This window comes from Rhizobium sp. NRK18 (assembly GCF_024385575.1).
Taxonomy (GTDB): Bacteria; Pseudomonadota; Alphaproteobacteria; order Rhizobiales; family Rhizobiaceae; genus JANFMV01.
On the sequence record NZ_JANFMV010000001.1, the window covers coordinates 3,861,333 to 3,886,358 of the forward strand.

26 protein-coding genes are annotated in these 25,026 nt (G+C 62.0%); 16 read left to right on the forward strand and 10 right to left on the reverse strand.

The window, feature by feature from the left end; translation table 11 throughout:
* Positions 1–2: 2 nt before the first annotated feature.
* The 4 genes from rimP (at position 3) to infB (ending at position 5,742) form a co-directional block, all read left to right on the forward strand.
* Positions 3–599, forward strand: a complete 597-nt coding sequence (gene rimP, locus NN662_RS18335; protein WP_261931648.1) for a ribosome maturation factor RimP — start codon at positions 3–5, stop codon at positions 597–599.
* 62 nt (positions 600–661) lie between these two features.
* Entirely contained in the window at positions 662–2,278 is a 1,617-nt protein-coding gene (gene nusA / locus NN662_RS18340) for a transcription termination factor NusA (RefSeq protein ID WP_261931649.1), read from the forward strand.
* Positions 2,275–2,970 (forward strand): RNA-binding protein, encoded by a 696-nt coding sequence (locus tag NN662_RS18345; protein WP_410010951.1) that lies wholly within the window; start codon positions 2,275–2,277, stop codon positions 2,968–2,970. Before nusA ends, NN662_RS18345 begins: the two co-directional genes overlap by 4 nt.
* Positions 2,971–3,072: 102 nt before the next feature.
* A complete protein-coding gene (infB, locus tag NN662_RS18350) occupies positions 3,073–5,742 on the forward strand; it encodes a translation initiation factor IF-2 (RefSeq protein WP_261931650.1) in 2,670 nt (889 codons plus the stop codon).
* A 56-nt stretch (positions 5,743–5,798) separates the two neighbouring features.
* On the opposite strand, the gene NN662_RS18355 is transcribed toward infB, so the two are convergent.
* Together NN662_RS18355 and NN662_RS18360 are read right to left on the reverse strand one after the other, a co-directional pair.
* The gene (locus tag NN662_RS18355; RefSeq protein ID WP_261931651.1) at positions 5,799–6,185 is read right to left on the reverse strand and encodes a type II toxin-antitoxin system VapC family toxin; all 387 of its coding nucleotides are present in this window, start codon (positions 6,183–6,185) and stop codon (positions 5,799–5,801) included.
* Positions 6,185–6,442 (reverse strand): type II toxin-antitoxin system VapB family antitoxin, encoded by a 258-nt coding sequence (locus NN662_RS18360; RefSeq protein ID WP_261931652.1) that lies wholly within the window; start codon positions 6,440–6,442, stop codon positions 6,185–6,187. The genes NN662_RS18355 and NN662_RS18360 overlap by 1 nt, the downstream gene beginning before the upstream one ends.
* Before the next feature lie 182 nt (positions 6,443–6,624).
* Between NN662_RS18360 and rbfA the strand changes: the two genes are divergently transcribed.
* Entirely contained in the window at positions 6,625–7,035 is a 411-nt protein-coding gene (gene rbfA / locus NN662_RS18365) for a 30S ribosome-binding factor RbfA (protein WP_261931653.1), read from the forward strand.
* Between the two features lie 9 nt (positions 7,036–7,044).
* Entirely contained in the window at positions 7,045–7,974 is a 930-nt protein-coding gene (gene truB / locus NN662_RS18370; RefSeq protein WP_261931654.1) for a tRNA pseudouridine(55) synthase TruB, read from the forward strand.
* A gap of 39 nt (positions 7,975–8,013) precedes the next feature.
* On the opposite strand, the gene NN662_RS18375 is transcribed toward truB, so the two are convergent.
* Both NN662_RS18375 and NN662_RS18380 read right to left on the reverse strand, forming a co-directional pair.
* Positions 8,014–8,733 (reverse strand): anti-sigma factor domain-containing protein, encoded by a 720-nt coding sequence (locus tag NN662_RS18375; protein ID WP_261931655.1) that lies wholly within the window; start codon positions 8,731–8,733, stop codon positions 8,014–8,016.
* Complete coding sequence (locus NN662_RS18380) at positions 8,730–9,275, reverse strand: sigma-70 family RNA polymerase sigma factor (protein ID WP_410010988.1); 546 nt, start codon at positions 9,273–9,275, stop codon at positions 8,730–8,732. The genes NN662_RS18375 and NN662_RS18380 overlap by 4 nt, the downstream gene beginning before the upstream one ends.
* 216 nt (positions 9,276–9,491) lie before the next feature.
* On the opposite strand from NN662_RS18380, the gene NN662_RS18385 reads away from it, so the two are divergent.
* The 3 genes from NN662_RS18385 to NN662_RS18395 all read left to right on the forward strand — a co-directional run bounded on the left by NN662_RS18385 (position 9,492) and on the right by NN662_RS18395 (position 12,347).
* Positions 9,492–10,283 carry a DUF4394 domain-containing protein gene (locus NN662_RS18385; RefSeq protein WP_261931657.1) on the forward strand — a complete coding sequence of 264 codons (792 nt, stop codon included), beginning with the start codon at positions 9,492–9,494 and terminating at the stop codon, positions 10,281–10,283.
* A 446-nt stretch (positions 10,284–10,729) separates the two neighbouring features.
* Positions 10,730–11,302: a hypothetical protein gene (locus NN662_RS18390; RefSeq protein WP_261931658.1), complete on the forward strand. Its 573-nt coding sequence runs from the start codon at positions 10,730–10,732 to the stop codon at positions 11,300–11,302.
* A gap of 7 nt (positions 11,303–11,309) precedes the next feature.
* On the forward strand, positions 11,310–12,347 hold the full coding sequence (locus tag NN662_RS18395; RefSeq protein ID WP_261931659.1) for a putative phage abortive infection protein: 1,038 nt from the start codon (positions 11,310–11,312) through the stop codon (positions 12,345–12,347).
* A 604-nt stretch (positions 12,348–12,951) separates the two neighbouring features.
* On the opposite strand, the gene NN662_RS18400 is transcribed toward NN662_RS18395, so the two are convergent.
* Together NN662_RS18400 and NN662_RS18405 are read right to left on the reverse strand one after the other, a co-directional pair.
* Positions 12,952–13,857, reverse strand: coding sequence for a DUF6625 family protein (locus tag NN662_RS18400; protein ID WP_261931660.1), 906 nt, complete (start codon positions 13,855–13,857; stop codon positions 12,952–12,954).
* A gap of 116 nt (positions 13,858–13,973) precedes the next feature.
* Positions 13,974–14,279, reverse strand: coding sequence for a hypothetical protein (locus tag NN662_RS18405; protein WP_261931661.1), 306 nt, complete (start codon positions 14,277–14,279; stop codon positions 13,974–13,976).
* 411 nt (positions 14,280–14,690) lie between these two features.
* On the opposite strand from NN662_RS18405, the gene rpsO reads away from it, so the two are divergent.
* From rpsO to NN662_RS18430, 5 genes are all read left to right on the forward strand, one after another.
* Positions 14,691–14,960, forward strand: coding sequence for a 30S ribosomal protein S15 (gene rpsO / locus NN662_RS18410; RefSeq protein WP_261931662.1), 270 nt, complete (start codon positions 14,691–14,693; stop codon positions 14,958–14,960).
* Positions 14,961–15,334: 374 nt separating this feature from the next.
* Positions 15,335–17,470, forward strand: a complete 2,136-nt coding sequence (gene pnp, locus NN662_RS18415) for a polyribonucleotide nucleotidyltransferase (RefSeq protein WP_261931663.1) — start codon at positions 15,335–15,337, stop codon at positions 17,468–17,470.
* A 125-nt stretch (positions 17,471–17,595) separates the two neighbouring features.
* On the forward strand, positions 17,596–18,615 hold the full coding sequence (locus NN662_RS18420; protein WP_261931664.1) for a class I SAM-dependent methyltransferase: 1,020 nt from the start codon (positions 17,596–17,598) through the stop codon (positions 18,613–18,615).
* Positions 18,616–18,739: 124 nt separating this feature from the next.
* Positions 18,740–19,762 (forward strand): AraC family transcriptional regulator, encoded by a 1,023-nt coding sequence (locus NN662_RS18425; protein ID WP_261931665.1) that lies wholly within the window; start codon positions 18,740–18,742, stop codon positions 19,760–19,762.
* A gap of 221 nt (positions 19,763–19,983) precedes the next feature.
* The gene (locus NN662_RS18430; RefSeq protein WP_261931666.1) at positions 19,984–20,217 is read left to right on the forward strand and encodes a helix-turn-helix domain-containing protein; all 234 of its coding nucleotides are present in this window, start codon (positions 19,984–19,986) and stop codon (positions 20,215–20,217) included.
* A 49-nt stretch (positions 20,218–20,266) separates the two neighbouring features.
* Here NN662_RS18430 and fabI read toward each other — a convergent pair whose 3' ends face one another.
* The 3 genes from fabI to fabA form a co-directional block, all read right to left on the reverse strand.
* Positions 20,267–21,073 (reverse strand): enoyl-ACP reductase FabI, encoded by an 807-nt coding sequence (gene fabI, locus NN662_RS18435; RefSeq protein ID WP_261931667.1) that lies wholly within the window; start codon positions 21,071–21,073, stop codon positions 20,267–20,269.
* Positions 21,074–21,078: 5 nt separating this feature from the next.
* Positions 21,079–22,302 (reverse strand): beta-ketoacyl-ACP synthase I, encoded by a 1,224-nt coding sequence (fabB, locus tag NN662_RS18440; RefSeq protein ID WP_261932028.1) that lies wholly within the window; start codon positions 22,300–22,302, stop codon positions 21,079–21,081.
* An 83-nt stretch (positions 22,303–22,385) separates the two neighbouring features.
* On the reverse strand, positions 22,386–22,901 hold the full coding sequence (gene fabA, locus NN662_RS18445) for a 3-hydroxyacyl-[acyl-carrier-protein] dehydratase FabA (RefSeq protein WP_261931668.1): 516 nt from the start codon (positions 22,899–22,901) through the stop codon (positions 22,386–22,388).
* 304 nt (positions 22,902–23,205) lie between these two features.
* Here fabA and irrA point away from each other — a divergent pair, with 304 nt between their 5' ends.
* Positions 23,206–23,625 (forward strand): iron response transcriptional regulator IrrA, encoded by a 420-nt coding sequence (gene irrA, locus NN662_RS18450; RefSeq protein WP_261931669.1) that lies wholly within the window; start codon positions 23,206–23,208, stop codon positions 23,623–23,625.
* Between the two features lie 36 nt (positions 23,626–23,661).
* Here the strand turns inward: irrA and NN662_RS18455 are convergent, their stop codons facing one another.
* Complete coding sequence (locus NN662_RS18455; protein ID WP_261931670.1) at positions 23,662–24,297, reverse strand: trimeric intracellular cation channel family protein; 636 nt, start codon at positions 24,295–24,297, stop codon at positions 23,662–23,664.
* 220 nt (positions 24,298–24,517) lie between these two features.
* Here NN662_RS18455 and NN662_RS18460 point away from each other — a divergent pair, with 220 nt between their 5' ends.
* A complete protein-coding gene (locus NN662_RS18460) occupies positions 24,518–24,994 on the forward strand; it encodes a hypothetical protein (protein ID WP_261931671.1) in 477 nt (158 codons plus the stop codon).
* Positions 24,995–25,026 lie beyond the last annotated feature (32 nt).

Sequence of the window (25,026 nt, forward strand, 5' to 3'; positions counted from 1 at the left end):
CGATGACCGAAAATGCTGCTGAACCGCGTCTGATCGTCGAAACGGGACTCGATGCGCGCATTGCCGACATCATCGAACCCGTACTGGCCGACATCGGCTTCCAGCTGGTGCGCGTGCGTTTGAACAGCCAGAATGGCCTGACCTTGCAGATCATGGCCGAGCGGCTCGACGGCACGATGACGGTCGAGGACTGCGAAGAGGTCTCCATGGCCGTTTCGCCCGTTCTCGATGTGGAAGATCCGATCGACAAGCAGTATCATCTGGAAGTGTCGTCGCCCGGCATCGACCGGCCAATGGTTCGCAAGTCGGATTTTGCCCGCTGGCAGGGCCACCTGGTCAAGTGCGAGACATCGATCGTCGTCGACGGACGCAAGCGTTTCCGCGGCAAGATCGCCGAGTGCGGCGACGAAGGCTTCGTTCTCGAGCGCGACCAGATCGCCTATGGCGAGGAGCCGCGGGTGACGATCCCGTTTTCGGCGCTTTCCGAGGCCAAGCTTATCCTGACGGACGAGTTGATCCGCGATGCGTTGCGTGCCGACAAGCTGGCCAAGCAGCAGGCCGCCAATCAGAACGACGAACCGGTCGAAGACGAACAGTAACCCATTGAATTCAACGCCGGACGAGCTTGGGGAAGCGCCGGCAGCAAGACGGAGAAGAGAAAATGGCAGTCAGTGCGAACCGGCTGGAGCTTCTGCAGATCGCAGATGCCGTTGCCCGCGAAAAGGTGATCGACCGCGAGATCGTGCTTGCGGCGATGGCCGATGCGATCCAGAAGGCCGCCCGCTCCCGCTACGGCTCGGAGTCGAACATCAGGGCCGACATCAATCCGAAGACCGGCGAAATCCACCTGCAGCGCCTTCTCGAAGTTGTCGATCAGGTCGAGGATTATTCCACGCAGATTTCGCTGGAACTTGCCCGCGACCGTAACCCGGACGCCGTTCTCGGCGACTTCATCGCCGATCCGCTGCCGCCGATGGATTTCGGCCGCATCGCCGCCCAGTCGGCCAAGCAGGTCATCGTGCAGAAGGTGCGCGAAGCCGAGCGTGACCGCCAGTTCGAGGAATTCAAGGATCGCGTCGGCGAGATCGTCAACGGCACGGTCAAGCGCGTCGAATACGGCAACGTCATCGTCGACCTCGGCCGCGGCGAAGGCATCATCCGTCGCGACGAGATGATCCCGCGCGAAAACGTCCGCTACGGCGACCGCATCCGCGCCTACGTCTACGACGTGCGCCGCGAACAGCGCGGCCCGCAGATCTTCCTGTCGCGCACGCATCCGCAGTTCATGGTCAAGCTCTTCACCATGGAAGTGCCGGAAATCTACGACGGCATCATCCAGATCAAGTCGGTTGCCCGTGATCCGGGTTCGCGCGCCAAGATCGCCGTCATCTCCAACGATTCGTCGATCGATCCGGTCGGTGCCTGCGTCGGTATGCGCGGTTCGCGCGTTCAGGCCGTCGTCGGCGAACTGCAGGGCGAAAAGATCGACATCATTCCGTGGTCGCCGGAGCCCGCCTCCTTCATCGTCAACGCGCTGCAGCCGGCGGAAGTCGCCAAGGTCGTGCTCGACGAGGATGCCGAGCGCATCGAAGTGGTTGTTCCGGACGAACAGCTGTCGCTGGCCATCGGCCGCCGCGGCCAGAACGTCCGCCTCGCCTCTCAGCTGACCGGCTGGGACATCGACATCATGACCGAGCAGGAAGAGTCGGAGCGTCGCCAGAAGGAATTCAACGAACGCACCGCCCTCTTCATGGACGCGCTCGACGTCGACGAGATGGTCGGCCAGGTTCTGGCCTCGGAAGGCTTCGCCGCCATCGAGGAACTGGCCTATGTCGAACTCGACGAAATCGCCTCCATCGACGGTTTCGACGAGGACACGGCACAGGAAATCCAGACCCGCGCCCGCGAATTCCTGGAACGCCAGGAAGCCGAACTCGACGCCAAGCGCCAGGAACTCGGCGTTTCCGACGAACTGCGCCAGATCGACGGCATGACCACCGCCATGATGGTCAAGCTCGGCGAAGACGGCATCAAGACGATCGAGGACTTTGCCGGCTGCGCCGCTGACGATCTCGTCGGCTGGAGCGAGCGCAAGGACGGCGAGACGAAGAAGTTCGCAGGCCTGTTCTCCGATCTCGACATTTCGCGTGTCGAAGCCGAGAACATGGTCGTGCAGGCCCGCCTCGCCGCCGGCTGGATCACCGAAGAGGATCTCGCCACCGAGGAAGTCGAAGCCGAGGACGGAGCCGAAGGCGAAGAGAGCGGCGAGGAAGCATGATGCCGGACACGGCGCCCGAGACGTTGTCCGACAAGGACAGCGACGAGCTTGACGGCGCCGTCAACGGACGCATGTGCATCGTCACGCGCGAAAGCGGGTCGGCCGACGAGCTGATCCGCTTCGTGGCGGCACCGGACGGAAGCGTCGTGCCGGACCTGAAGCGCAAGCTTCCCGGCCGCGGCTGCTGGGTGAAGGCCGAACGGGCGCTGGTCGATAAGGCCGTCGCCAAGGGCCTGTTCTCGCGGGCGCTGAAGACGAAGTCGAATGTCGATCCTGCGCTTGGCGCGGAGGTCGACCGCCTGCTGGTCGAACAGCTCGCCGGCATGATGAACATGGCGCGCAAGGCGGGCCAGTTCGTCACCGGCGCCTCGAAGGTGGATGTGGCGATCCGCAGCGGACAGGCGATCGCCGTGTTCCACTCGGCGGATGCGGCCGCCGACGGGGTCAGAAAACTCGACCAGGCTCGCAAGGCCTGGCATCTCGGAATGGAGACCGAGAGCGAAATTCCGGCCTTCCTGCTCCTCTCGACGGAGGAAATGGACCGGCTGATGGGTCAGAACGCGTTTATCCATGCTTGCGCGCTTGCAGGGCAGGCAGGAGAAGGTGTAGTGAAGCGCGCAAACATGCTCACTCGTTATCGCGATGGTGGCCCGAACATGACGAAAGGCGGCAAAAACCGTAACGAAGAATGAAGCGCCTGCCGGCGGGAGCCGGCTGTGGCGCAGCGTGCATTTATTTGAACGACGGGGTCTGATGCGAAGGTCATCTGCTCCCGTCCCAAGGAACGGAACGGAATGACCGATAGCAAAGACGACAAGACAATCAGCGTAGCGGGCAAGAAGACACTCACCCTGAAACCTTCGGGCGTGAGCCAGGGCACCGTGCGCCAGGATATGGGTCGCGGTCGCACCAAGGCAGTCGTGGTGGAAACCCGCAAGCGACGCATCGCCCGGCCGGAAGACGAGAAGCCGGTGGCAGCGCCCGCCGCTCCTGCAGCCGCAGCACCGCGCGCCGCCGAGGCGCCGCAGCCGCGCCCGCCGCAGCCCTCCGTAACCCAGCGCTACAACCGTCCGCAGGGCGGCCCGCAGCAGACGCGTCCGCCGGCACCGCGCCCGGGCAACGCGCCTGCCGGAAAGTCGCTTTCCGCCGGCGAGATGGAAGCCCGCCGCCGTGCGCTCGTTGAGGCACAGGCCCGCGACGTCGAGGAAGCCAAGCAGCGCGCCGAAGACGAAAAGCGCCGCCGCGAGGAAGAAGTCCGCCGCGCCGCCGAGCGTGCCGCAGCAGAGCGCGAGGCCGCAGAACGCGCGGCCGCCGCAGCCGCCGAGCCGCAGCAGGCAGCCGAAGAGCCGACGCAGGCCGCTCCCGCCGCCGCCGCAGCAGCAGAACCGGTGCAGGCCCGCAAGGCGCCCGAAGCCGACAAGCCGGGTGCCGCCGTCACCCCGGCCGTCCGTGGCCGTGGCCGCAATGACGACGATGACGACCGCGAAGCATCGCGCGGCGGTCCGGCCCGCGGCAAGGTTACCCGTCCGGAACCGGCCAAGGCCCCTGCCCGTCCGAAGGGCGAGGACGAACGCCGCCGCGGCAAGCTGACGCTGAATGCCGCACTCGACGAGGACGGCAACGCTCGCGGCCGTTCGCTGTCTGCCATGCGCCGCCGGCAGGAGAAGTTCCGCCGCAGCCAGATGCAGGAAACCCGCGAAAAGGTCATGCGTGAAGTGATCCTGCCGGAAACGATCACTATCCAGGAACTGTCGCAGCGCATGTCCGAACGCGCCGTCGACGTCATCAAGTACCTGATGAAGGAAGGCCAGATGATGAAGCCGGGCGACGTCATCGACGCCGACCTCGCTGAAATCATCGCGACGGAATTCGGGCATACCGTCAAGCGCGTCTCGGAATCCGACGTCGAAGAAGGCATCTTCAACGTCAAGGACGATGAAGGTGAGCTGGTTCCCCGTCCGCCGGTCGTGACCATCATGGGTCACGTCGACCACGGCAAGACCTCGCTGCTCGACGCCATTCGCAAAGCCAATGTCGTGGCTGGTGAAGCCGGTGGCATCACCCAGCATATCGGTGCCTATCAGGTCGAACAGAACGGCCAGAAGATCACCTTCATCGACACCCCCGGCCACGCCGCGTTTACCGCGATGCGTGCCCGTGGCGCCCAGGCGACCGACATCGCGATTCTCGTGGTGGCGGCCGACGACAGCGTGATGCCGCAGACGATCGAATCGATCAACCACGCCAAGGCGGCCAACGTGCCGATCATCGTGGCGATCAACAAGATCGACAAGCATGAGGCAAACCCGGACAAGGTTCGCCAGCAGCTTCTGCAGCACGAAGTGTTCGTCGAATCCATGGGTGGTGAAGTGCTCGACGTCGAAGTCTCGGCGAAGAACAAGCTGAACCTCGACAAGCTCCTCGAAGCCGTGCTTCTGCAGGCCGAAATCCTCGACCTGAAGGCCGATCCGACCCGCACGGCCGAGGGTACCGTCATCGAAGCGCAGCTTGACCGTGGCCGCGGTGCGGTTGCGACCGTGCTCGTCCAGAAGGGCACGCTGAAGCCCGGCCAGATCATCGTCGCCGGCGATCAGTGGGGCCGCGTGCGTGCGCTGGTCAACGACCAGGGCACCCATGTCAAGGAAGCCGGTCCGGCCATGCCGGTCGAAGTCCTCGGTCTTTCTGGGACGCCTGCGGCCGGCGACAAGTTCGCCGTGGTCGAGAACGAGGCGCGTGCTCGCGAAATCTCCGAGTATCGTCAGCGTCTGGCACGTGACAAGGCGGCTGCCCGCCAGTCGGGTCAGCGCGGTTCGCTCGAGCAGATGATGAGCAAGCTGCAGGATACCGGCTTCAAGGAATTCCCGCTGGTCATCAAGGCCGACGTGCAGGGTTCCGTCGAAGCGATCGTGGCAGCCCTCGACAAGCTTGGGACCGACGAGGTGCGGGCCCGGATCGTCCACTCGGGCGCCGGCGCCATCACGGAATCGGATATCTCACTCGCCGAGGCTTCGAATGCCGCGATCATCGGCTTCAACGTGCGTGCCAATGCCCAGGCGCGCACCGCGTCCGAGCGTGACGGCATCGAGATCCGCTACTACAACATCATCTACGACCTGGTGGATGACGTGAAGGCGGCGATGTCGGGCCTGCTCTCGCCCGAACGCCGCGAAACCTTCCTCGGCTACGCCGAAATCCTCGAGGTGTTCAACATCACGAAGGTCGGCAAGGTCGCGGGTTGCCGCGTCACCGAAGGCAAGGTCGAGCGTGGCGTCGGTGTCCGCCTGCTGCGCGACAACGTCGTCATCCACGAAGGCAAGCTCAAGACGCTCAAGCGCTTCAAGGACGAAGTCTCGGAAGTCAACGTCGGCCAGGAGTGCGGCATGGCGTTCGAAAACTACGAAGACATCCGCGCCGGCGACCAGATCGAGTGCTTCCGCGTGGAACACGTGACCCGCACGCTGTAACACGCTGCGAACTCAAGAATCACAAACGGCCGCCCCGGCAACAGGGCGGCCGTTTTTCATGCCGGAACGACGTCGGTCAGCGCAAAGTCATTGCCCTTGAAAAGCAGCGGTTCGCCGCGCGTCATGGAGAGGGCATAGGAAAAGCAATCGCCGAAATTCAACCCGGCCGGATGCCTTCCCTTTCCGAAGCGTTGCCACGCCCACCGCGCGACATCCGTCTGTTCGGTATTGGCGGCCACCCTCTCGAACCCGGCCGTGTGAAGCCAGAGATCAAACTCGCCGGCGGCCGCTTCCCCGAACCGCGCTTCCAGAACAATCGCCGCCTCGAGCCATGTCACGGCGGAAATCAACCGGACGGGGTCGCGTATGATCTTGTCCTGGAAGCTCACGGCTTCCGGTTCGCTCGCGGTTATTGCCACGATGGCAGACGTATCGATCACCATCAGCCCGGCAAGCCATCGTCGTCGTAACCGAGAATCTCGTCGGCGCTGCGTCGATCGTCGATCGGCATTCTTGCAAACCGGCTTCTGATGACGTCCAGCTTGTCGCGCAGGATGGTGTCCAGCTGAACGTTGCTTCCAAGTCGCTTCAGGCGGTCTTCGATTGCCTTTCTGGTCGCCTCGGTGATGCTTTCCCCCGTACGGCTGGCAAGCATCCGTGCCAACCGCTCGGTCTCGGGATCCTTGATGCTGAGTGCCATTTTCTACCTTTCTACCTGATTGGATATATTTTACCTCACCAAACCTCGAATGAACATATCGACCGGTGAGACGCCCCACCCTTGACCTTTCGCCCGAAAAGGTTCATTCACCGCCCACTTTGAAATCTCGGGTTCGATCCCCCGGCTGCCGCGCCGTATTGCGGCGCAAGAGTTAGAGAGAAATGGCAAAAGCTACATCATCGGCGCCGTCGCAGCGCATGCTGCGCGTTGGAGAACAGGTCCGCGCCGCCATCACCCAGGTGCTGCAGCGCGGCGAAGTGCGCGACGACCTTCTGGAAAAGACCGTCGTTTCCATCTCGGAAGTGCGCATGTCGCCGGACTTGAAGATCGCCACGGCCTATGTGACGCCGCTCGGCCTCACCGACCACGACGCGGTAGTCAAGGCGCTCAACAAGAACGCCAAATACATCCGCGGCCGTCTCGGCGGCCAGCTCCGGCAGATGAAATACATGCCGGAAGTGCGCTTCCGCGACGACACCTCGTTCGACAACTACCAGAAGATCGACGAGCTTTTGCGGTCGCCCGAGGTCCAGCGCGACCTCGATCACGATGATGACGACACCCAAAACTAAGAAGAACATATGTCCAGACCCCGCAAGCCCAAGGGCCGGCCGGTTTCCGGCTGGCTGATCCTCGACAAGCCGTTCGATTTCGGCTCCACCGAGGCCGTTTCCAAGATCAAGTGGCTCTATAAGGCGCAGAAGGCGGGCCATGCCGGCACGCTCGATCCGCTCGCCTCCGGCATGCTGCCGATCGCGCTCGGCGACGCCACCAAGACCGTGCCCTACGTCATGGACGGCCGCAAGATCTACGAATTTGCCGTCACCTGGGGCGAGGAGCGCGCAACAGACGACCTCGAAGGCGATGTCGTGCAGTCCTCCGACGCGCGGCCGACGGAAGAGGCGATCCGCGCCATCCTGCCGAACTATACCGGCGTCATCGAGCAGATCCCGCCGCAGTTTTCGGCCATCAAGATCGCCGGCGAGCGCGCCTATGACATGGCCCGCGACGGCGAGACGGTCGAAATCCCCGCCCGCGAGGTGGAAATCTTCCGCCTGACGCTGCTCAAAACCGAAGCCGACCGCGCCTTCTTCGAGGTCGAATGCGGCAAGGGCACCTATGTGCGCTCGCTCGCCCGCGATTTCGGCCGCGATCTCGGCTGCTATGGCCATGTCTCGGCGCTGCGCCGCACCTATGTCGCCCCTTTCGGCGAGGCGCAGATGGTGCCGCTCGCAAAGCTGACAGAGCTGGAAGAGATCGAGGATCAGGACGCCCGTCTTGCCGCCCTCGACGCCTTCCTGATCGATACGGCGGAAGCCCTCTCGTCGCTCCCGCATGTGCCGGTCACCGACGACCAGGCCCACCGCATCAAGATGGGCAATCCGATTCTGCTGCGCGGCCGCGACGCCCCGCTCGGAGCCGACGACGCCTATGCGACCGTCAAGGGCAAGCTGATCGCCATCGGCGAGATCGCCGGCGGCGAGTTCCGGCCGCGTCGGGTGTTCGGATAAGCTTCACCGATCGCCGCCAAAACCAGCGGCGGCGGTCCGCTATCGCGGCAATTGCGCGAAACCCTTGGCGAGGATCGGCCCCGTCGGCCGGCCCGTCGGCGAGCCGCCACGCTGCTCGAGCGTGATTTCGTAAAGCTGGTTGTCCTTCGGGCGCGGCAATGCCGGCCCGTCGAGCCGCGTCGAGCGCGTGCCTTCGATCAGGCCGAGCGACACCGGCCCGGTGTCCTTCGACGGCAGGGTCCAGACCTGCATCGTCCTGTCGGCCGGAACGGAGATGTCGGCCAGCAGCTGAACGGTGGCATTTTCGTTGCCGAAGTCTTCCACGACCGCCTGAACCTGACCCGTCTCGTCGAGCAGCACGGCGATGACGACCGGCTCGACGGTGCGCATCAGCGACGCCGTCAGCCCGCCGACAAGCAGGATGCTCGCCGCGATGGCCGCAATCGCGGTGGCGCGCCAGGCCTTGATGCGATTGTCATTGGCGGGTGGTGGCGAGGCGGGCGGTGGCGACGGCCGCGCCGCAAGGCGCGTCTGCTCCGGCAGCGCCGCCGATATGCGCTGCCACAGGCCCTCATCGACCGGCGCGGGGTCGATACTGGTGTCGAGCGGCAGGAAGCGCTCGCGGCTTGCCGCCACGGCCTGCCGCAGGTCTGCGTCATGTTCCATCTCGGCCTCCACGTCCGCCGCCTCGGCGGCTTCAAGCAGCCCGAGCACGTATTCGTCGGCGATGGCGTGCATGTCGTTTCGATCCACGGTCATGCCATGCACTCCCTGAGCGCCGCCAGCCCCCGCCGGATCCAGGACTTGGTCGTCCCCAGCGGCAGGCCGAGCCGTCCCGCGATTTCGCCGTGGGAATAGCCGCCAACATAGGCCATCAGGATGCCGCGCTTGTTCTTCTCGTCGAGCGCGCCGAGACAGCCGTAAAGACGCGAGTTGCGGTCGAGCCGGCTCCAGGCGGCCATGACATCCTCGGATGTCTCCTGCTCCTGAAGTGCCACGATGTCCTCGCTTCCATATTCCCGCTTGCCGTCGCGCAGCATGTTGAGCGCCCTGTTGCGCACGATGGCGTAGATCCAGCCGCGTGCCGAGCCGCGGGCGGGATCATACTGATGGGCATGCGTCCAGATCCGGATGAAGGCTTCCTGGACGACCTCTTCGGCAAGCTCCCGACGCCGGACGATGCGCTGCGCCACCGCCACAAGCCGCCCGGCCTCGATCTCGAAGATGGCGCGCAGCGCCGTGCGATCGCCCGCGGCGCAGGCCACCAGCCGGCGTTCGAGTTCCTCCGGCGCGACGCCCATCAGCATACGGCCCACTCCTCATTCGATGCGATCCGGATCCCGCGGATCGATTTTTCCTTCAACAGCTATAACCGAGAGAGGCTCGATTGGATGCAGCGCCAATTATTTTTTTCGGTGCTGCATCCAAATGCACATGCCGGCGTGTCTAGCCCACAGGAAGCAGGAATTGGCCGCCGCCAGACCGCTTCCGTTTGAAAAACCCAATGGGAGAATGACATGACAAAGACGATCACCCTCAGCCTGCTTGCCTCTGTCCTCGTGGCCGGCACCGCAGCCAATGCCTTTGCCGCCCCCGTTCTGGGCCTTATCGGCGACAAGACCCTCGTGATGTTCGACACGGAGAAGCCGGACGTCTCGAAGACCATGGAGGTCACCGGCGTCGACAGACTGGTCGGCGTCGATTTCCGTCCCGCAAACGGCACCGTGATCGGTGTGACGCCGGACCACAAGATCGTGACGATCGACCCGGAAACCGGCGCTGCCACCGAGGTTGCCACCATGGACAAGACGCTGCCGATGACCGACGCCCCCGTCGTCGTCGACTTCAACCCGATGGCCGACCGCCTTCGCTTCATGACGGGCACGACCAATCACCGCGTCCACCCCGATACCGGCGCCGTCACCGTCGACGGCTCGCTTGCCTTCGAGGACGGCGACATGCACAAGGGCGAGACCCCGAACATCGTCTCGGCCGCCTATATCAACTCGATCGGCAAGCCGGAAAAGACCGCGATGTACAACATCGACGCGACGATCGGCGCCCTCATCCAGCAGACCAAGCCGAATGACGGCACGCTGAAGGCGATCGGCAAGCTCGGCATCAAGGACATGCCCGCCACCTACGCCTTCGACATCCAGGGCATGGAAGGCGGCAAGAACACCGCCTATCTGGTCGCCAGCAAGGTGCTCTACACCGTCAACCTGGAAACCGGTGCGGCGACCGAAGTCGGCGCAGTCGGCGGCGTCGACGGCGACCTCCGCGACATCACCGTGCTTCCGGCGATGTAACCTCCGATCGGGGGCGGAGCTCCGGTTCCGCCCCCCTCAGGTGCCGAGCATACGCGTCTTGACGGTTTCCCCTTCTCCCCTTGGGGGTCCGAAGGACGGGCGAGACCGTCGGCTCGCCCCGGTCAAGTGCCGAACACAGCGAGGCGATGAGGAGTTCCCTCCCCTTGCGCCAGCCGAGAACCCCTCATCCGGCCCGCATATGCCCCGACGCTTAGCCACTTCACCGACGCCACCCACAACATCCGTCATGCCGGACTTGATCCGGGATAACGGGGAGGCGGCAGAAGTGCGCCCCATCAAAGCAACCCGTCAATCTTCAAAATGCGCGTCCTGAAAGCAACCTAGTCTTTATTGAGTAGCCATGGATTGTATACATTAATAGTGTCTACTTTGAATCGGTAATGTATCTAAATATTTCTAAACTCCGACTTGTTTTGGAAACAACCATGAAAATTGATTTTTCAGACCTCTTGTCCGACGAAATTACGCAAGTGCCGAAGGAAATTCAGCCATTCGTGAAAGAGAAAGATTGGCCTTCTGCTGACCCTTTTGCCCAAACATGGATGAACTACAGCAGCATCTATTCACATGCCGTCGACGTGATGGCGCAACGAGTCATTTCCGGCCATTGGTATGACAAAAATCTAATAATCCCACTACTTTATGTTGTTAGGCACAGTATTGAGCTGTCGCTCAAATACGCGATCAGCCATGTTGCAGCCTATACTAGCTTACCGACCAACACTCAGGGTCACAATTTATTAGTGCTATTCGACCATTTGCAAAAACAGTACATGCAAGCCACTGGATTGCCGACCGATGACGAATGGACAGCGTTTTGCCGAAAGTTGATTATTCATATTGCGGAGTTTGACCCCGGTGGGGATCGTTTCCGCTACCCGTCCAACAACAGGGGCGATACGTTCACTGAAGCTGACGTCGACATGGAGGGTCTTCTGAAAGCACACGCACATCTCACGGGATGGGCGACAGCAACAGTTGCAGTCCTCGAAGGGTAGAGACAAGATGAAGTGGAAGATACGGACTGGTCGGGCTGCGACCGCTTGGGACTGGGTAGTTAAGTTTCCAAGATGCACCTATTGGTGGTCACGCAAGCGGTTCGAGGTGTTTCTTGAGCCCGACAACGAAAACTCCAAGTCAAACCTTTTCCATCTGTTCCTGATTGCGGGCGCATTCTGCATCGTCATCGTGGCGACAGCATTGGTCATAATCCACTTTGATGCCGGGTCGGCGGGCGGCACGTTCGGCGATTTCATCGGCGGAACGCTCAATCCGATCCTGACCTTCCTTACCTTCATGGCGCTGCTTATCACCATTGTACTGCAGCAGAAGGAACTGGCGGAAACCCGAAATGAGTTGGCAGCGTCTGCGCGAGCCTTAAAAGACCAACACACCTCCCTTGATCGCCAAAACTTCGAGACAACGTTTTTCCAGATGCTGACGCTTCACAACACTATCGTCAATTCCATCGACCTTGAATGGAGGAACCGAAAGCCCAATGTCTACGACGCCGTGTCTGGCGACATCAATCGTCGCGCAGTAGGAAGAGATTGCTTCAAGCAATTCTTTGCCAACTACAGAAACTATTACGATCAAGCGACTGAATCAGATGAAAAAGAACATCTTCAAAAGGCATACGATGATTTCTGGAACTTGAGGCAACAGGATTTAGCACATTGCTATCGATATCTCTATAATGTACTCCGCTTCGTCCATGAGTATCAAGGTATAAGTGATAAATTGCGCTATGTTAAATTATTGAGAGCGCAGCTCTCTGACTACGAACTCCTAATGCTTTTCTACACTGCGCTCAACAAGAATGGGCTCAACTATTGGGTTTACATCCATGACTACGAGCTGTTCGATAACCTGCCACCCAGCATGCTCATCAAAGCGGAACACAAGGAGCTGTACTCAGAGCGTTCCTTCGGAGAGCCCAAAAGGCCTCCAGTTGAGATATGGCCGCCCAGTCGCTTGGCGGCGATGAGGGAACGCGAGGCGACTGAAGATGTGGGTGCTGCCGCAAACGACAGTGATTCCTAGGCGTGAGCAATAGCGTCTGGAACGCCCCTCTGGAAGATTAAACTTCAAAATGATGCATACAACGCGCGACTTGCCCTCAGACCCACCGCCCTCCTCGTCCCCCCAAAAAATATCATCCCCCCTTTTCCACCCCCTCTCCGTCTCCCCCATAATACTCCCGTCCCGTACGGATACACCGCCAGGCGTGGCGGCGAGCGGGGCCGGTTCCGGGTTCGGGGGCAGACGCAGCTTCCGGATAGGGTGCTCCCCTCAAAGGAGGACCATCGGTCGTCGTTCGACGGTCGCCGGGCTTTGCGAGAGACGGTGACCCGGCGGAGACAGGGAAAGGCAGGCCCTCTCCGACGTGCATCCCAGGGATGCGGAGGCTGACATACGGTTCGCTGCACATGTCCCGATCCTCTTGGAGGTGACGGAGAACCGGGCTGTGAGATCCAAGTTCGCAAGGCAGCAGCCGAAGGCGGGGCGTTTCGAACGCTACACTATAAAAAATACCCTGAGGCGCTCGAAACGCCCCATCCGACCATTGCGGTCGGGACAGTGAGACTGATGCAAGACCCGGAGGCGGAGGCCTGCCGGGGATAAGGTGTTGCGGATGATACAGATCTCAGATCGGACTTCTTATGCCTTCCGGCGAGATCATAAAGCCGTCCCTGGCCGCTGTTCTCCAGTCGCACTGCACAATCGACGGCAAATTCGGCCATGGCGCCTCGACCATGTCACCTTTGCGCCAGCGGTTGGAATGCCACGTCATGAAATGGAGGTAGAGGATATCGGACGAGAACCGCTCATTCGTCAGCCGCCCATCCTTCCAAAGCCAAATCCTGGGCGCTTCCCTGATGTCCGGCCATGGCTTGTGCGGGTGTCCGGGCGTCGTGTGGCGCTCGACAAAAAGCGTCTTCGGCTTTGTCATATAGCGGATGAGATGGCGACGTTTCGGACGGAAATATCGAGAAAAGACCTTCTCGTCGACATTGCGATGGTTGGGATCCTGCAGCAGCCCGCGCCAGTCCTTGATTATCGTTCCGAAGCTGCGCATTTTTTGCGAATTCCTGAACACGCTCAAATGTCCCGACATCTTGTCGTCATGGGCCGAGATCGCATCGAAGCTGTCCAGCAGTTCGTCCGTGTAGATGCTGCGGATGTCACCCCAGATCACATCCATGTCGCAATAGCCGAACGACTTGTAATCGTCGATCTCCGGCGCAAATACCAGGCCGTAGAACGGCCTGAAATCGACAATTTTATAGGGCTGTATGCCGCCAATCTTGACCCGGAGGGCGGAGGCGACACGCTCCTTGAAAGCGTCAAACGACATCATTCTCAAAATCACGTTTGGCGCCGAATTTTCGGGTCCGTCCTGATCCGTGAAAATAAGCCAATCGATATCCGGGTTGTGTCGACAGGATTCGATGAAAAAATTGATCCATGGCGGCCATGCGCCGAACCACGGACAGATCAAGACCAGTCTCTTCATGGATGCATGCTTAAAGTTGTGCATGTCTTCTGTCACAATGTATTTCAAATTTCGGCAGCCGTACGGATTTTTCTTTTAAGCGCCCGGGAACGACATTCGATGAACACCCTCAAGCCGTCAACGCCGGAGATGCCCGCCGGCAGGCGACGGGTTCAGATTCCCGAGCCGTCCAGCTCCTCGGCGTCCTCGCCTTCCCAGGGCGCGGGCATGGAGGCGCGGCTGACATTGGCGGAGGGCATCGGCATCCAGCATTTGAGCTCCGGCTCGGCATATTCGATGATGCGGCCGGGGGCGCTGTCGGAGGCGCGCCAGCCCTCGCCGCCATGGTGGTCGCCATGCGCCCAGTAGGCGAGGTCGACCTCCGCCGGCCCCTGCTCCGACGAGCGGACCGTCACGAGTATCCGGCTGCCGTCCTTCGGCGCGCTCGCCATGTGGCGCCACTGGTCATCATTTGCCATGCGGGGTCCTCCTCCCTTGTCGTTGTTTGCCATGACCGTTTTGGCGAAGTGTCGTCCCCGCCTCGCGGGCGGTCAACAGAAAGTTTGGGAGATGGAGGCGGGCGGGGGGCATCGATACACACTCCCTCATCCTCGGGCTTGTCCCGGGGATCCAGCCGGCTCGCGTCCGCGAGCCGAAGGAACTGCCTTCCGCGCCCAAGGACTTGGGCGCACTGGATCCCCGCCACAAGGGCGAGGATGAGGGAAGAGACGACAGGGAGACGCGCCAGAACCCCGCCCCTTCCCTTTGCCGTGGTTTTCGGTTATAGCGGCGCCAGCTTTGGGTTATCCCATCGCGTTAACGGCCAAGGCTGGACGACATCCCGGCTTCTGGCGGCTTCTCAATCCTCGTTATCCAAGAAAGGAAACACGATGTCGATCACTGCAGAGCGCAAGGCTGCCCTCATCAAGGAATACGCAACCGTCGAAGGCGATACCGGTTCTCCGGAAGTCCAGGTTGCCATCCTCACCGAGCGGATCACCAACCTGACCGAACACTTCAAGGGCCACAAGAAGGACAACCACTCGCGTCGTGGTCTTCTCAAGCTCGTTTCCAGCCGCCGTTCGCTTCTTGACTACCTCAAGAAGAAGGACGAGGCTCGTTACTCGAAGCTGATCGCCAGCCTCGGCATCCGCCGCTAAGCGATTTCCGGCGGGCGGCCAGAGGCTGACCCGCCGGTTCTCATTCGGGGCATCGCGCCCCGGATAAATGACCGTCCGCCGCGTTCGCGTCGGGCACTGGCAGGCCGGATGGGCCGGTTCTGCCGAAAGTACAAACGTCGACCTGTCATGGGGCAGGATTGCCGGATGCTTTGCCGGACCGTTTTCCGGCTGCGGCGCACTTCCCACGTATCGAAGTCGGGAGCTGCGCCGGATTTCCCGCCAGAGATGGAGGGAAATGACGAAAGCCTCCCGTTGTCTTGCCCGTGATGTGTCGCCCAAGAAGCGGAGCCTGACCCATCCCGAAGCGCCACGCGCTTTGCCGGACGGTTGGGCCGCATATGTAAGGACAAGACATGTTTGAGACCCACAAGGTTGAAATTGAATGGGCGGGCCGCCCGCTGATCCTCGAAACCGGCAAGATCGCCCGTCAGGCTGACGGTGCGGTTCTGGCGACCTACGGCGAAACCGTCGTTCTCGCCACCGTCGTTTCCGCCAAGGCTCCGAAGCCCGGCCAGGACTTCTTCCCGCTGACCGTCAACTACCAGGAAAAGACCTACGCAGCCGGCAAGATCCCCGGCGGCTACTTCAAGCGCGAAGGCCGTCCGTCGGAAAAGGAAACACTGGTTTCCCGCCTGATCGACCGCCCGATCCGCCCGCTCTTCCCGGAAGGCTACAAGAACGACACGCAGGTCGTCGTCACCGTCGTCCAGCACGACCTTGAGAACGATCCGGACGTGCTGTCGATGGTTGCCGCCTCTGCCGCGCTGACGCTTTCCGGCGTTCCCTTCATGGGCCCGGTCGGTGGCGCACGCGTCGGCTACATCAACGGCGAATACGTTCTCAACCCGCATCTCGACGAGATGGACGAAAGCGCCCTCGATCTCGTCGTCGCCGGCACGCAGGACGCCGTCCTGATGGTTGAGTCCGAAGCCAAGGAACTCAACGAAGACGTCATGCTCGGCGCCGTCATGTTCGGCCACAAGGGCTTCCAGCCGGTTATCGACGCGATCATCAAGCTCGCCGAAGTTGCCGCCAAGGAGCCGCGCGAATTCGAACCGGAAGATCATTCCGAACTCGAAGGCGAAATGCTGAAGCTCGCCGAAGCCGAACTGCGCGACGCCTACAAGATCACCGAAAAGGCTGCCCGCTACGCCGCCGTCGACGCCGTCAAGGCGAAGGTCAAGGCACACTTCCTGCCGGAAGACGGCGAAGCCAAGTACACAGCCGAGGAAATCGGCGCGATCTTCAAGCACCTGCAGGCCAAGATCGTCCGCTGGAACATTCTCGACACCAAGAGCCGTATCGACGGCCGCGACCTCGAAACCGTCCGTCCGATCGTCTCGGAAGTCGGGATCCTGCCGCGCACGCACGGTTCGGCGCTCTTCACCCGCGGTGAAACGCAGGCGATCGTCGTTGCCACGCTCGGCACCGGCGAAGACGAGCAGTATGTCGACAGCCTGACCGGCATGTACAAGGAACGCTTCCTGCTGCACTACAACTTCCCGCCCTACTCGGTCGGTGAAACGGGCCGCATGGGCTCCCCGGGCCGCCGCGAAATCGGTCACGGCAAGCTCGCATGGCGCGCCATCCGTCCGATGCTGCCGACGGCGGAGCAGTTCCCCTACACGCTGCGCGTCGTCTCGGAAATCACCGAGTCGAACGGTTCGTCCTCGATGGCGACCGTCTGCGGCACCTCGCTTGCCCTGATGGACGCCGGCGTTCCGCTGGCAAAGCCGGTTGCCGGTATCGCCATGGGCCTGATCCTCGAAGGCGACCGCTTCGCGGTTCTCTCCGACATCCTGGGTGACGAAGACCACCTCGGCGACATGGACTTCAAGGTCGCAGGTACCGCCGACGGCATCACCTCGCTGCAGATGGACATCAAGATCGCCGGCATCACCGAAGAGATCATGAAGGTCGCTCTCGGCCAGGCACAGGGCGGCCGCAAGCACATCCTCGGCGAAATGTCGAAGGCGATCAGCGAAGGCCGCGCCCAGCTCGGCGAATTCGCACCGCGCATCGAAGTGATGAACATCCCGGTCGACAAGATCCGTGAAGTCATCGGCTCGGGCGGTAAGGTCATCCGCGAAATCGTCGAGAAGACCGGCGCCAAGATCAACATCGAGGACGACGGCACCGTCAAGATCGCCTCCTCCTCGGGCAAGGAAATCGAAGCGGCCCGCAAGTGGATCCACTCGATCGTTGCCGAGCCGGAAGTCGGCGTGATCTACGAAGGTACCGTTGTGAAGACCGCCGATTTCGGCGCCTTCGTCAACTTCTTCGGTTCGCGTGACGGCCTCGTGCACATCTCGCAGCTGGCTGCCGACCGCGTTGCCAAGACGACCGACGTCGTCAAGGAAGGCGACAAGGTCTGGGTCAAGCTGATGGGCTTCGACGAACGCGGCAAGGTTCGCCTCTCCATGAAGGTCGTCGACCAGACGACCGGCGAGGAAATCCCGCAGAAGAAGAAGGAAGAAGCGGCCGAGTAATCGGCCCTCACCTCACATCATTCGAGGCGCGGGGCTTATCTCCCCGCGCCTTTTCTTTATTGAGAGCGCTCCCGCATGACCGGGACCGCCCGCCACTGTTGCCTGACGCAATCCGAGACACGCCCATGAGCCGCGACGCGCTGAAAACCCTCTTCCATCCCTTTGCCACCGATGTGCTGGCCGCACCCGGCGCCGATGCCCGCATCCTGTTTCTCGGCGCAGAGGCCAGCTTCCAGCGCCCCGCAGGCTTCGATGCGTCGATTGCCTGTGTTCAGGGCTTCCGGCCGCTCTACAACGCGCTGCAGCGCCAACCAGGCGTCTCCGTGACGCCCGAGGTCGAGGGTGAAGGCTATGACGGCGCGCTGATCCTCTGCGGCAAGCATCGCGGCGCCAATGAGGCCTGGCTTGCCACCGCGCTGGAGCGGGTGGTGCCGGGCGGCATGATCGTTCTCGCCGGCGGCAAGGAGGACGGCGTGCAGCCGCTCAGAAAGCGTCTGGCAGCGCTCGGCTACGCGCCGGAACACATGCCGAAGTATCACGGCGTCGCCGCCTGGTTCGCGCGGCCGGAGGACATTTCAGGCGCGCTGAAGATCTTCTCCTCTTCTCCGGTATCGGTCGAGGGACGATTCCAGGCTGCGCCCGGCATGTTCTCGCATGACCGCGTCGACGCCGGTTCCGAACTACTGGCATCACGCCTGCCGACCGACTTCGACGGTCTCGCCGCCGATTTCGCCGCCGGCTGGGGTTATCTTTCTGTGGCTCTCGCCGACAAGTCGCCGGCGACGAAGCGCATCGACCTGTTCGAGGCCGATCATGCATCGCTTGAGGCCGCCAAGGAAAACCTTGCCGCCAATTGCCCCGGTCTCCCCGCCCGCTTCTTCTGGCAGGATCTCGCAGGCGAGGCGGTCAAGGAAAAATACGATCTCGTCATCATGAACCCGCCCTTCCACGAAGGTCACGCCGCTGATCCGCTGCTCGGCCAGACGCTGATCAAGGCGGCTGCCGGCGCGCTGCGCAGCGGCGGGCGGCTGATGCTGGTCGCCAATCGCGGACTGCCCTACGAGGACGTGATGGCAACAAGCTTCCGCCAGTTCGGCGAAACCTGCCGCAATGCCCGCTACAAGATACTGTGGGGCAGCAAGTAGAATTCGCGGCCGGATCAGAGGTCTTTTGTGTGCGCAAGCCCAGCTTGCGTATATTCGTTAGACTCGGCGACAGTTCAGGTTTACTTTTGGCGTCAATTTCACGACTTTTGGCGCCAGTCAGTAAATGTCTAACAATATTGATCATCCCGGTCCAACTGCTGCCGCCGGCCTTGCCTCTGCCATTGCGAAACATGCAGAGCGCTACGGGATCGATATTGCGCCTCTGTGCATCAGCCTCGGGATAGACACCGCGCTGTTTTCGGACATCTCCGCGCGGATCAGCACCGACCGGCTCTGCCGCCTGATGGAGGCTTGCGCCGTCATCAGCGGCGACGAGGCGTTCGGCCTGAAATGCTCCTCCATATTCGCGCTCGGCTCGACAGGGCCCTATGGCTACGGACTGATGACCGCGCCGGACCTTCGGGCGATGGTTGCCTTTCTCTGTGACAACATCCAGTTCGGGACCGAAGTCGAGTCCATCACGATGACGTCGGATACGCGCGGGATGGAGGCGGCCTGGACGCTGTCTCCCCTGATCCTCAAGCGGGATCAGTTCCTGGACATGTCGGTGGCGCTGATCTTTCGTCATGTCCGCGCCATCATCGGCGACAAGGCTGACCGCGTGCGCCTCCAGCTCGAGCGGAAACCGCCGGAAAATCCCAGCGTTTTCAAGAGCTTTCTGAGCAAGCAGACGTCTTTCGCCCATCCGAGCAATGCGTTGTTCTTCCCGGCGGCACTGCTCGACCTGAAGAACCCCCGCTCGGACCCCAGGCTGTTCGAGATGATGTCGCTCTTGTGTCGGCAGATGGCTCCGCAAAATCAGCAGGCGACGGATTTCATCACAAGGGTCAGGCAATATCTCCAGGCCAACACGGAACGGGGAGCCGACGGCATCGGCGAGATCGCGGACCATTTCAACATCTCCCAGCGGACCCTGCAGCGCCGCCTCGCCGAGCATGGCTATAACCTGCAGACCATCAAGGACGAGGAAAGACGACAGCTGGCCTTCCGGCTGGTCACCAGTACCGATCTGCCCTTCAGCGAGATCGCCTACAGGCTCGGCTATTCGGCGCAAAGTGCGCTGACGCGCTCGATCCTCAGATGGTTTTCCGCCTCTCCCAGCCAATTGCGGGAGAGCGCTCGCTGATTTGCGGGCGGCGACCAGCGGTTGCGCCTCATAGGATTTCGCGACTTGTGAAATGTTAAATCTCTGGCACGATCTGTGAAAGACTTAACAGAGGCACTTCATATATGGGAACTGCAAACAGCGACGCGGCATTTCGCCGTGACAATTCTGGCTCCACGCCTCGGATCACCCCAGGTCGGCCAGATCCGGCGAGCTTGCCGGAATTAGGAAAGAACACCCGAATGGCCAGCAAGGAACACGCGTCGTCCACGGCGCCTTATCGTGATTTGTCCGAGACCGAGCGCGACTGCTTGAAGCTCGTCGCAGAGGGCAAGAAGAACGCGGAAATCTCGATTTCGCTGAATATGGCGGAGCCCGACGTGAATGCCGCCCTGGCGGACGCCCAGAAGAAGCTCGGCGCCAACAATCGACTGCATGCCGTCAGCCTGGCACTGCTGCGTGGCGTCATCCGCTGAACGCCGGAAACAGAGGGCCGTTTCCGACCCTCCATCCCACCCTCAAAATCTAGTCCTTGTCGCTGTCGCGCAGGGTTTCGAGCGTCGGCATCGACGTGACGTTGTAGCCCGCATCCACATAGTGGATTTCGCCGGTCACGCCGCCTGAGAGATCAGACAGGAGATACAGCGCCGAATTGCCGACGTCCTCGATCGTGACGGTCCGGCGTAGCGGCGAATTCTTCTGCTGCCAGGACAGCATGGCGCGCGCATCGGCGATGCCGGCGCCGGCAAGCGTGCGGATCGGGCCAGCGGAGATCGCGTTGACGCGAACGCCGCGCGGACCGTAGTCGGACGCGAGATAACGCACGGACGCTTCCAGCGCCGCCTTGGCGACACCCATGACATTGTAATTCGGCATGACACGCACGGAGCCGCCATAGGTCAGCGTCAGCATGGCGCCGCCGGCATCCATCAGCTCGGCCGCCCGCTTGGCGATCTCGGTGAACGAGAAGCAGGATATGACCATGGTGCGGGAGAAATTGTCCCGGCTGGTGTCGGCGTAGAGACCCTTCAGCTCGTTCTTGTCGGAAAAGCCGATGGCATGAACGACAAAATCCAGCTTGCCCCAACGCTCCTTGATCGCGTCGATCACGCCATCGACCGATGCCAGATCTTCCACGTCGCAAGGCAGCAGGAAATCCGAACCGAGTTCGGCGGCGAGCGGCTTGACGCGCTTGCCGAGCGCCTCGCCCTGATAGGTGAAGGCCAGTTCCGCGCCCTGGCCGGCCAGCGCCTTGGAGATGCCCCAGGCGATGGAGTGATTGTTGGCGACGCCCATGATGAGGCCGCGCTTGCCGTTCATGATACCGCTCATCGGTATTATCCCTCGTAGCGCTGGAAGACGAGCGTGGCATTGGTGCCACCGAAGCCGAAGGAGTTCGACAGCACGGTATCGATCTTGGCGTTGTCGATGCGCTTGCGCACGACCGGCACGCCTTCGAACTCGGGATCGAGCTCGGTGATATGCGCGCTTTCGCCGATGAAGCGCTCCTGCATCATCAGCAGGCCGTAGATCGCTTCCTGCACGCCGGCTGCACCCAGCGAATGGCCGGTGAGCGACTTGGTCGACTGGATGTGGGGAATCTTGTCGCCGAAGACTTCGCGGATCGCGCCGATTTCCTTGCTGTCGCCCACCGGGGTCGAGGTGCCGTGCGTGTTGATGTAGTCGACATCGCCCTTCACGGTGGCGAGTGCCTGACGCATGCAGCGCTTGGCGCCCTCGCCCGACGGAGCGACCATGTCGTAGCCGTCGGAGGTGGCGCCGTAGCCGGTGATTTCGGCGTAGATCTTGGCGCCGCGCGCCTTGGCGTGCTCCAGTTCCTCGAGGATCACTACACCGGCGCCGCCGGCGATGACGAATCCGTCACGTGACACGTCGTAGGCGCGCGAAGCGGTTGCCGGCGTGTCGTTGTACTTGGAAGACATGGCGCCCATGGCGTCGAACAGGTTCGACATCGTCCAGTCGAGATCCTCGTGACCGCCTGCGAACATCACATCCTGCTTGCCCCACTGGATCATTTCGGCGGCGTTGCCGATGCAATGCGCCGAGGTCGAGCAGGCCGACGAGATGGAATAGTTGACCCCGTGGATCTTGAACCAGGTCGCAAGCGTCGCGGATGCCGTCGACGACATCGCCTTCGGCACGGCGAACGGACCGACGCGCTTGGGGCTGCCGTTCTTGCGCGTCACGTCAGCGGCTTCGACGATCTGCTTGGTCGACGGACCGCCGGAGCCCATGATGATGCCGGTGCGCTCGTTTTCGGCGTAATCCTTTTCCTCGAGGCCGGCATCGGCGATCGCCTGCTTCATGGCCACGTGGTTCCACGCGCCACCCTGAGAGAGGAAGCGCATCGCACGGCGATCGACCAGATCGGTCGGATCCAGCGACGGCTTGCCCCATACCTGGCAGCGGAAACCGTGCTCGGCAAAATCGGGCGAGAAGGAAATGCCCGACTTCGCATCGCGCAAGGACGACGTGACTTCCGCGGCATCGGCGCCGATCGAAGACACAATCCCAAGACCCGTTACAACTACACGTCTCATCATCGAGGACCTTTTCTTGTTATGCACGGGCGACCAGAACGCCGGTCGGCCCGGATAGTTCGCCTGCGGGGCGAAATTGGGGGTCAGGCAGCCTTTTCCTGGAAGAGGCCGACGCGAAGGTCGGAAGCCTTGAACACCAGTTCGCCGTCAGCCTTGACCCAGCCGTCGGCAATGCCGAGGACGAGGCGACCGCGCATGACGCGCTTGAAGTCGATACCGAACTCGACGAGCTTGGTCGCCGGCGTGATCTGGCCGGTGAACTTGACTTCGCCGGTCGAAATGGCGCGGCCCTTGCCGGGCTCGCCGAGCCAGCCGAGATAGAAGCCGGTCAGCTGCCACAGGGCATCGAGACCGAGGCAGCCCGGCATGACCGGATCGCCTTCGAAATGGCAAGGGAAGAACCAAAGGTCGGGCGTGATGTCGAACTCGGCGCGGGCGAAGCCCTTGTCGTTCGGTCCGCCGGTTTCGGAAATCTCGGTGATCCGGTGCAGCATGAGCATGGGCGGCAGGGGAAGCTGTGCGTTGCCCTGGCCGAACATCTTGCCGTGGCTGCAGGTGAGGATTTCCTCATATGTGAAGCTGGACTGTCGGGTACCCATATTGTCTGCTTTCCCCCTCATTTTCTTGTCGGCGACGACAACATGTTTAAAGCGCGCCGCAAGCGATTTGAAGCGTTTCCGTCGGCTGGGCATCATTTTCCGGGCGCCGGCGCCGACGATCCTTGATCGGGCCCGCATACAGGAAGGCGAGGCCAACGGCCAGAGGCAATCGCTTCAATTTTTGGATTTCCGCCATTTTACCGGGCCTCTGGCGCCCTTGAACCTATTGAAAGCGCCGCTTCTTAAAGTTATATCCCAGAGACAAGTTTAACTGCTCGAGCGTTCGGGCTCCGGAGTTTTGTTTATGACCGCTGAAACCGATATGGGTTCAGAAACAAGATTGCGCAAGTGCGGGCTTCGTCCGACGCGGCAGCGCGTGGCGCTGGCCGAACTGCTGTTCGCCAAGGGCGACCGCCACCTGACGGTGGAGGAGCTGCACGAGGAAGCCACCGATGCCGGCGTTCCGGTGTCGCTCGCCACGGTCTACAACACGCTGCACCAGTTCACCGAGGCCGGACTGATCCGCGTTCTCGCCGTGGAAGGCGCCAAGACCTATTTCGACACAAACATCTCCGACCATCATCACTTCTTCGTCGAGGGCCGCAACGAGGTGCTCGACATTCCGGTCGGCAACATCGCGATCGACAATTTGCCGGAGCCGCCGGAAGGCATGGAAATCGCCCATGTCGACGTGGTGATCCGGCTGCGCCGCAAAGGCTGTTGACCCCCGGCCGGCGCCGCGCGCCGGCAACCTCTCCCTTCACATAACATCATCGGGATGACGGCCGGCACGCGCCTTGTAGGGCGGGATCGTCCAGCCGAAGGCGAGCGCACCGCCGCGCACCGCAAAGGCCGCCACGAACCCGACCGGGGCGGCGACCGCGATGCCGAGACCGCCGAGATCGGCCAGTGTGAAAGCAATGGCGCCGGACATGGCTGCGGTGATGTAGATTTCCGGCCGCAGAAGAATGCTCGGTTCGCCGGCCAGCACGTCGCGAATGATGCCGCCGACCGCCGCAGTCATGATGCCGGTGACGATGGCGATGACGGGCGATCCGGTTGCGGCAAGGCCCTTGGCCGCGCCCATGACGCAATAGGCGGCAAGCCCGATCGCATCCAGCCAGACAAGCCAGCGATAGCGCGACTCGACCAGATGCGCGGTGAAATAGGTGAGCAGCGCGACCCCGACGCAAACGAGGATGTAGGACGGGTTCTCGACCCAGAAGATCGGCCGGACGCCGAGGACGATGTCCCTGAGCGTGCCGCCGCCGATGCCGGTGACGCAGGCGAGAAACAGGAAGCCGACGATGTCGAGCTGCTTGCGCGATGCGGCAAGAGCACCCGTGGCGGCGAACACGGCCACGCCGGCATAATCGAAAATTTGCAGCAACGGCATCTCCCCCTCCTCAGACGTGAGCCCGGCACAAGCCCCGGATAATATGCCTGACGCTGCGGCACAAGCGCCTGGCCCCGATCGGGTGTGTCCGTGCGACCGCCAATTGGCGACCGACGACTGCCGCGACAGTCTGCCCGAGGCAGCGTATCATGACCGCCGGACCGGCTCGGTCCCGGCTCTGACGCACCGGGCAAGAAACGACCGAACGGAGATGAAGGCCATGCGCGTGCCTGTCCTTGCGATGCTGCAGATCGTCATCATGCTACTGGCGCCGGCGGCCGCGCTGGCGCAGCAGACGCCTGTCGCGGATCCGGAACTCTTCGAGATGAAGCATTTCCGCAAGCTCTGCGGCCAGGTGGATTTCGGACCGGACTTCGCCACGAAGACGGACTTCAACAATGACGGCATTCCCGACATGATCGTCAACGAAGGCGAGATCAACTGTGACGGACATGCGCAGTTCTACTGCGACGACGAGGGCTGCCCCTACAATTTCTATGTCCAGGGGAAGGAGGGAGGCTATATCCTGATCGCCACCGCGCGGCTCTACCGCTACGACATGGTCAAGCGGTTCGGCAACATGGTCTTCGAGATGGAGATGCCGCCGCGCTATTGCGACCGGCAGCCCGACGAAGAACGGTGCCTCACGACGATCCGCGTGCGCGGCACGCGCTTCGTGACGCTGTTTTCGAAATAGCCTGCCTGAGAACAAAAGGACGGGAGCGGCCA

Excerpts from the sequence above, each read along its gene's own strand:
- NN662_RS18375 (WP_261931655.1), bottom strand. The coding sequence starts at position 8,733 with ATGACCGTGGATCGAAACGACATGCACGCCATCGCCGACGAATACGTG.
- rbfA (WP_261931653.1), top strand. The coding sequence starts at position 6,625 with ATGGCAAAAGCTACATCATCGGCGCCGTCGCAGCGCATGCTGCGCGTT.
- NN662_RS18395 (WP_261931659.1), top strand. The coding sequence starts at position 11,310 with ATGAAGTGGAAGATACGGACTGGTCGGGCTGCGACCGCTTGGGACTGG.
- irrA (WP_261931669.1), top strand. The coding sequence starts at position 23,206 with ATGACCGCTGAAACCGATATGGGTTCAGAAACAAGATTGCGCAAGTGC.
- NN662_RS18455 (WP_261931670.1), bottom strand. The coding sequence starts at position 24,297 with ATGCCGTTGCTGCAAATTTTCGATTATGCCGGCGTGGCCGTGTTCGCC.
- infB (WP_261931650.1), top strand. The coding sequence starts at position 3,073 with ATGACCGATAGCAAAGACGACAAGACAATCAGCGTAGCGGGCAAGAAG.
- rpsO (WP_261931662.1), top strand. The coding sequence starts at position 14,691 with ATGTCGATCACTGCAGAGCGCAAGGCTGCCCTCATCAAGGAATACGCA.
- NN662_RS18385 (WP_261931657.1), top strand. The coding sequence starts at position 9,492 with ATGACAAAGACGATCACCCTCAGCCTGCTTGCCTCTGTCCTCGTGGCC.
- fabA (WP_261931668.1), bottom strand. The coding sequence starts at position 22,901 with ATGGGTACCCGACAGTCCAGCTTCACATATGAGGAAATCCTCACCTGC.
- NN662_RS18380 (WP_410010988.1), bottom strand. The coding sequence starts at position 9,275 with ATGGGCGTCGCGCCGGAGGAACTCGAACGCCGGCTGGTGGCCTGCGCC.
- fabB (WP_261932028.1), bottom strand. The coding sequence starts at position 22,302 with ATGAGACGTGTAGTTGTAACGGGTCTTGGGATTGTGTCTTCGATCGGC.
- NN662_RS18425 (WP_261931665.1), top strand. The coding sequence starts at position 18,740 with ATGTCTAACAATATTGATCATCCCGGTCCAACTGCTGCCGCCGGCCTT.
- rimP (WP_261931648.1), top strand. The coding sequence starts at position 3 with ATGACCGAAAATGCTGCTGAACCGCGTCTGATCGTCGAAACGGGACTC.
- NN662_RS18390 (WP_261931658.1), top strand. The coding sequence starts at position 10,730 with ATGAAAATTGATTTTTCAGACCTCTTGTCCGACGAAATTACGCAAGTG.
- NN662_RS18460 (WP_261931671.1), top strand. The coding sequence starts at position 24,518 with ATGCGCGTGCCTGTCCTTGCGATGCTGCAGATCGTCATCATGCTACTG.
- NN662_RS18360 (WP_261931652.1), bottom strand. The coding sequence starts at position 6,442 with ATGGCACTCAGCATCAAGGATCCCGAGACCGAGCGGTTGGCACGGATG.
- NN662_RS18405 (WP_261931661.1), bottom strand. The coding sequence starts at position 14,279 with ATGGCAAATGATGACCAGTGGCGCCACATGGCGAGCGCGCCGAAGGAC.
- pnp (WP_261931663.1), top strand. The coding sequence starts at position 15,335 with ATGTTTGAGACCCACAAGGTTGAAATTGAATGGGCGGGCCGCCCGCTG.
- NN662_RS18430 (WP_261931666.1), top strand. The coding sequence starts at position 19,984 with ATGGCCAGCAAGGAACACGCGTCGTCCACGGCGCCTTATCGTGATTTG.
- NN662_RS18345 (WP_410010951.1), top strand. The coding sequence starts at position 2,275 with ATGATGCCGGACACGGCGCCCGAGACGTTGTCCGACAAGGACAGCGAC.
- NN662_RS18355 (WP_261931651.1), bottom strand. The coding sequence starts at position 6,185 with ATGGTGATCGATACGTCTGCCATCGTGGCAATAACCGCGAGCGAACCG.
- NN662_RS18420 (WP_261931664.1), top strand. The coding sequence starts at position 17,596 with ATGAGCCGCGACGCGCTGAAAACCCTCTTCCATCCCTTTGCCACCGAT.
- fabI (WP_261931667.1), bottom strand. The coding sequence starts at position 21,073 with ATGAGCGGTATCATGAACGGCAAGCGCGGCCTCATCATGGGCGTCGCC.
- truB (WP_261931654.1), top strand. The coding sequence starts at position 7,045 with ATGTCCAGACCCCGCAAGCCCAAGGGCCGGCCGGTTTCCGGCTGGCTG.
- nusA (WP_261931649.1), top strand. The coding sequence starts at position 662 with ATGGCAGTCAGTGCGAACCGGCTGGAGCTTCTGCAGATCGCAGATGCC.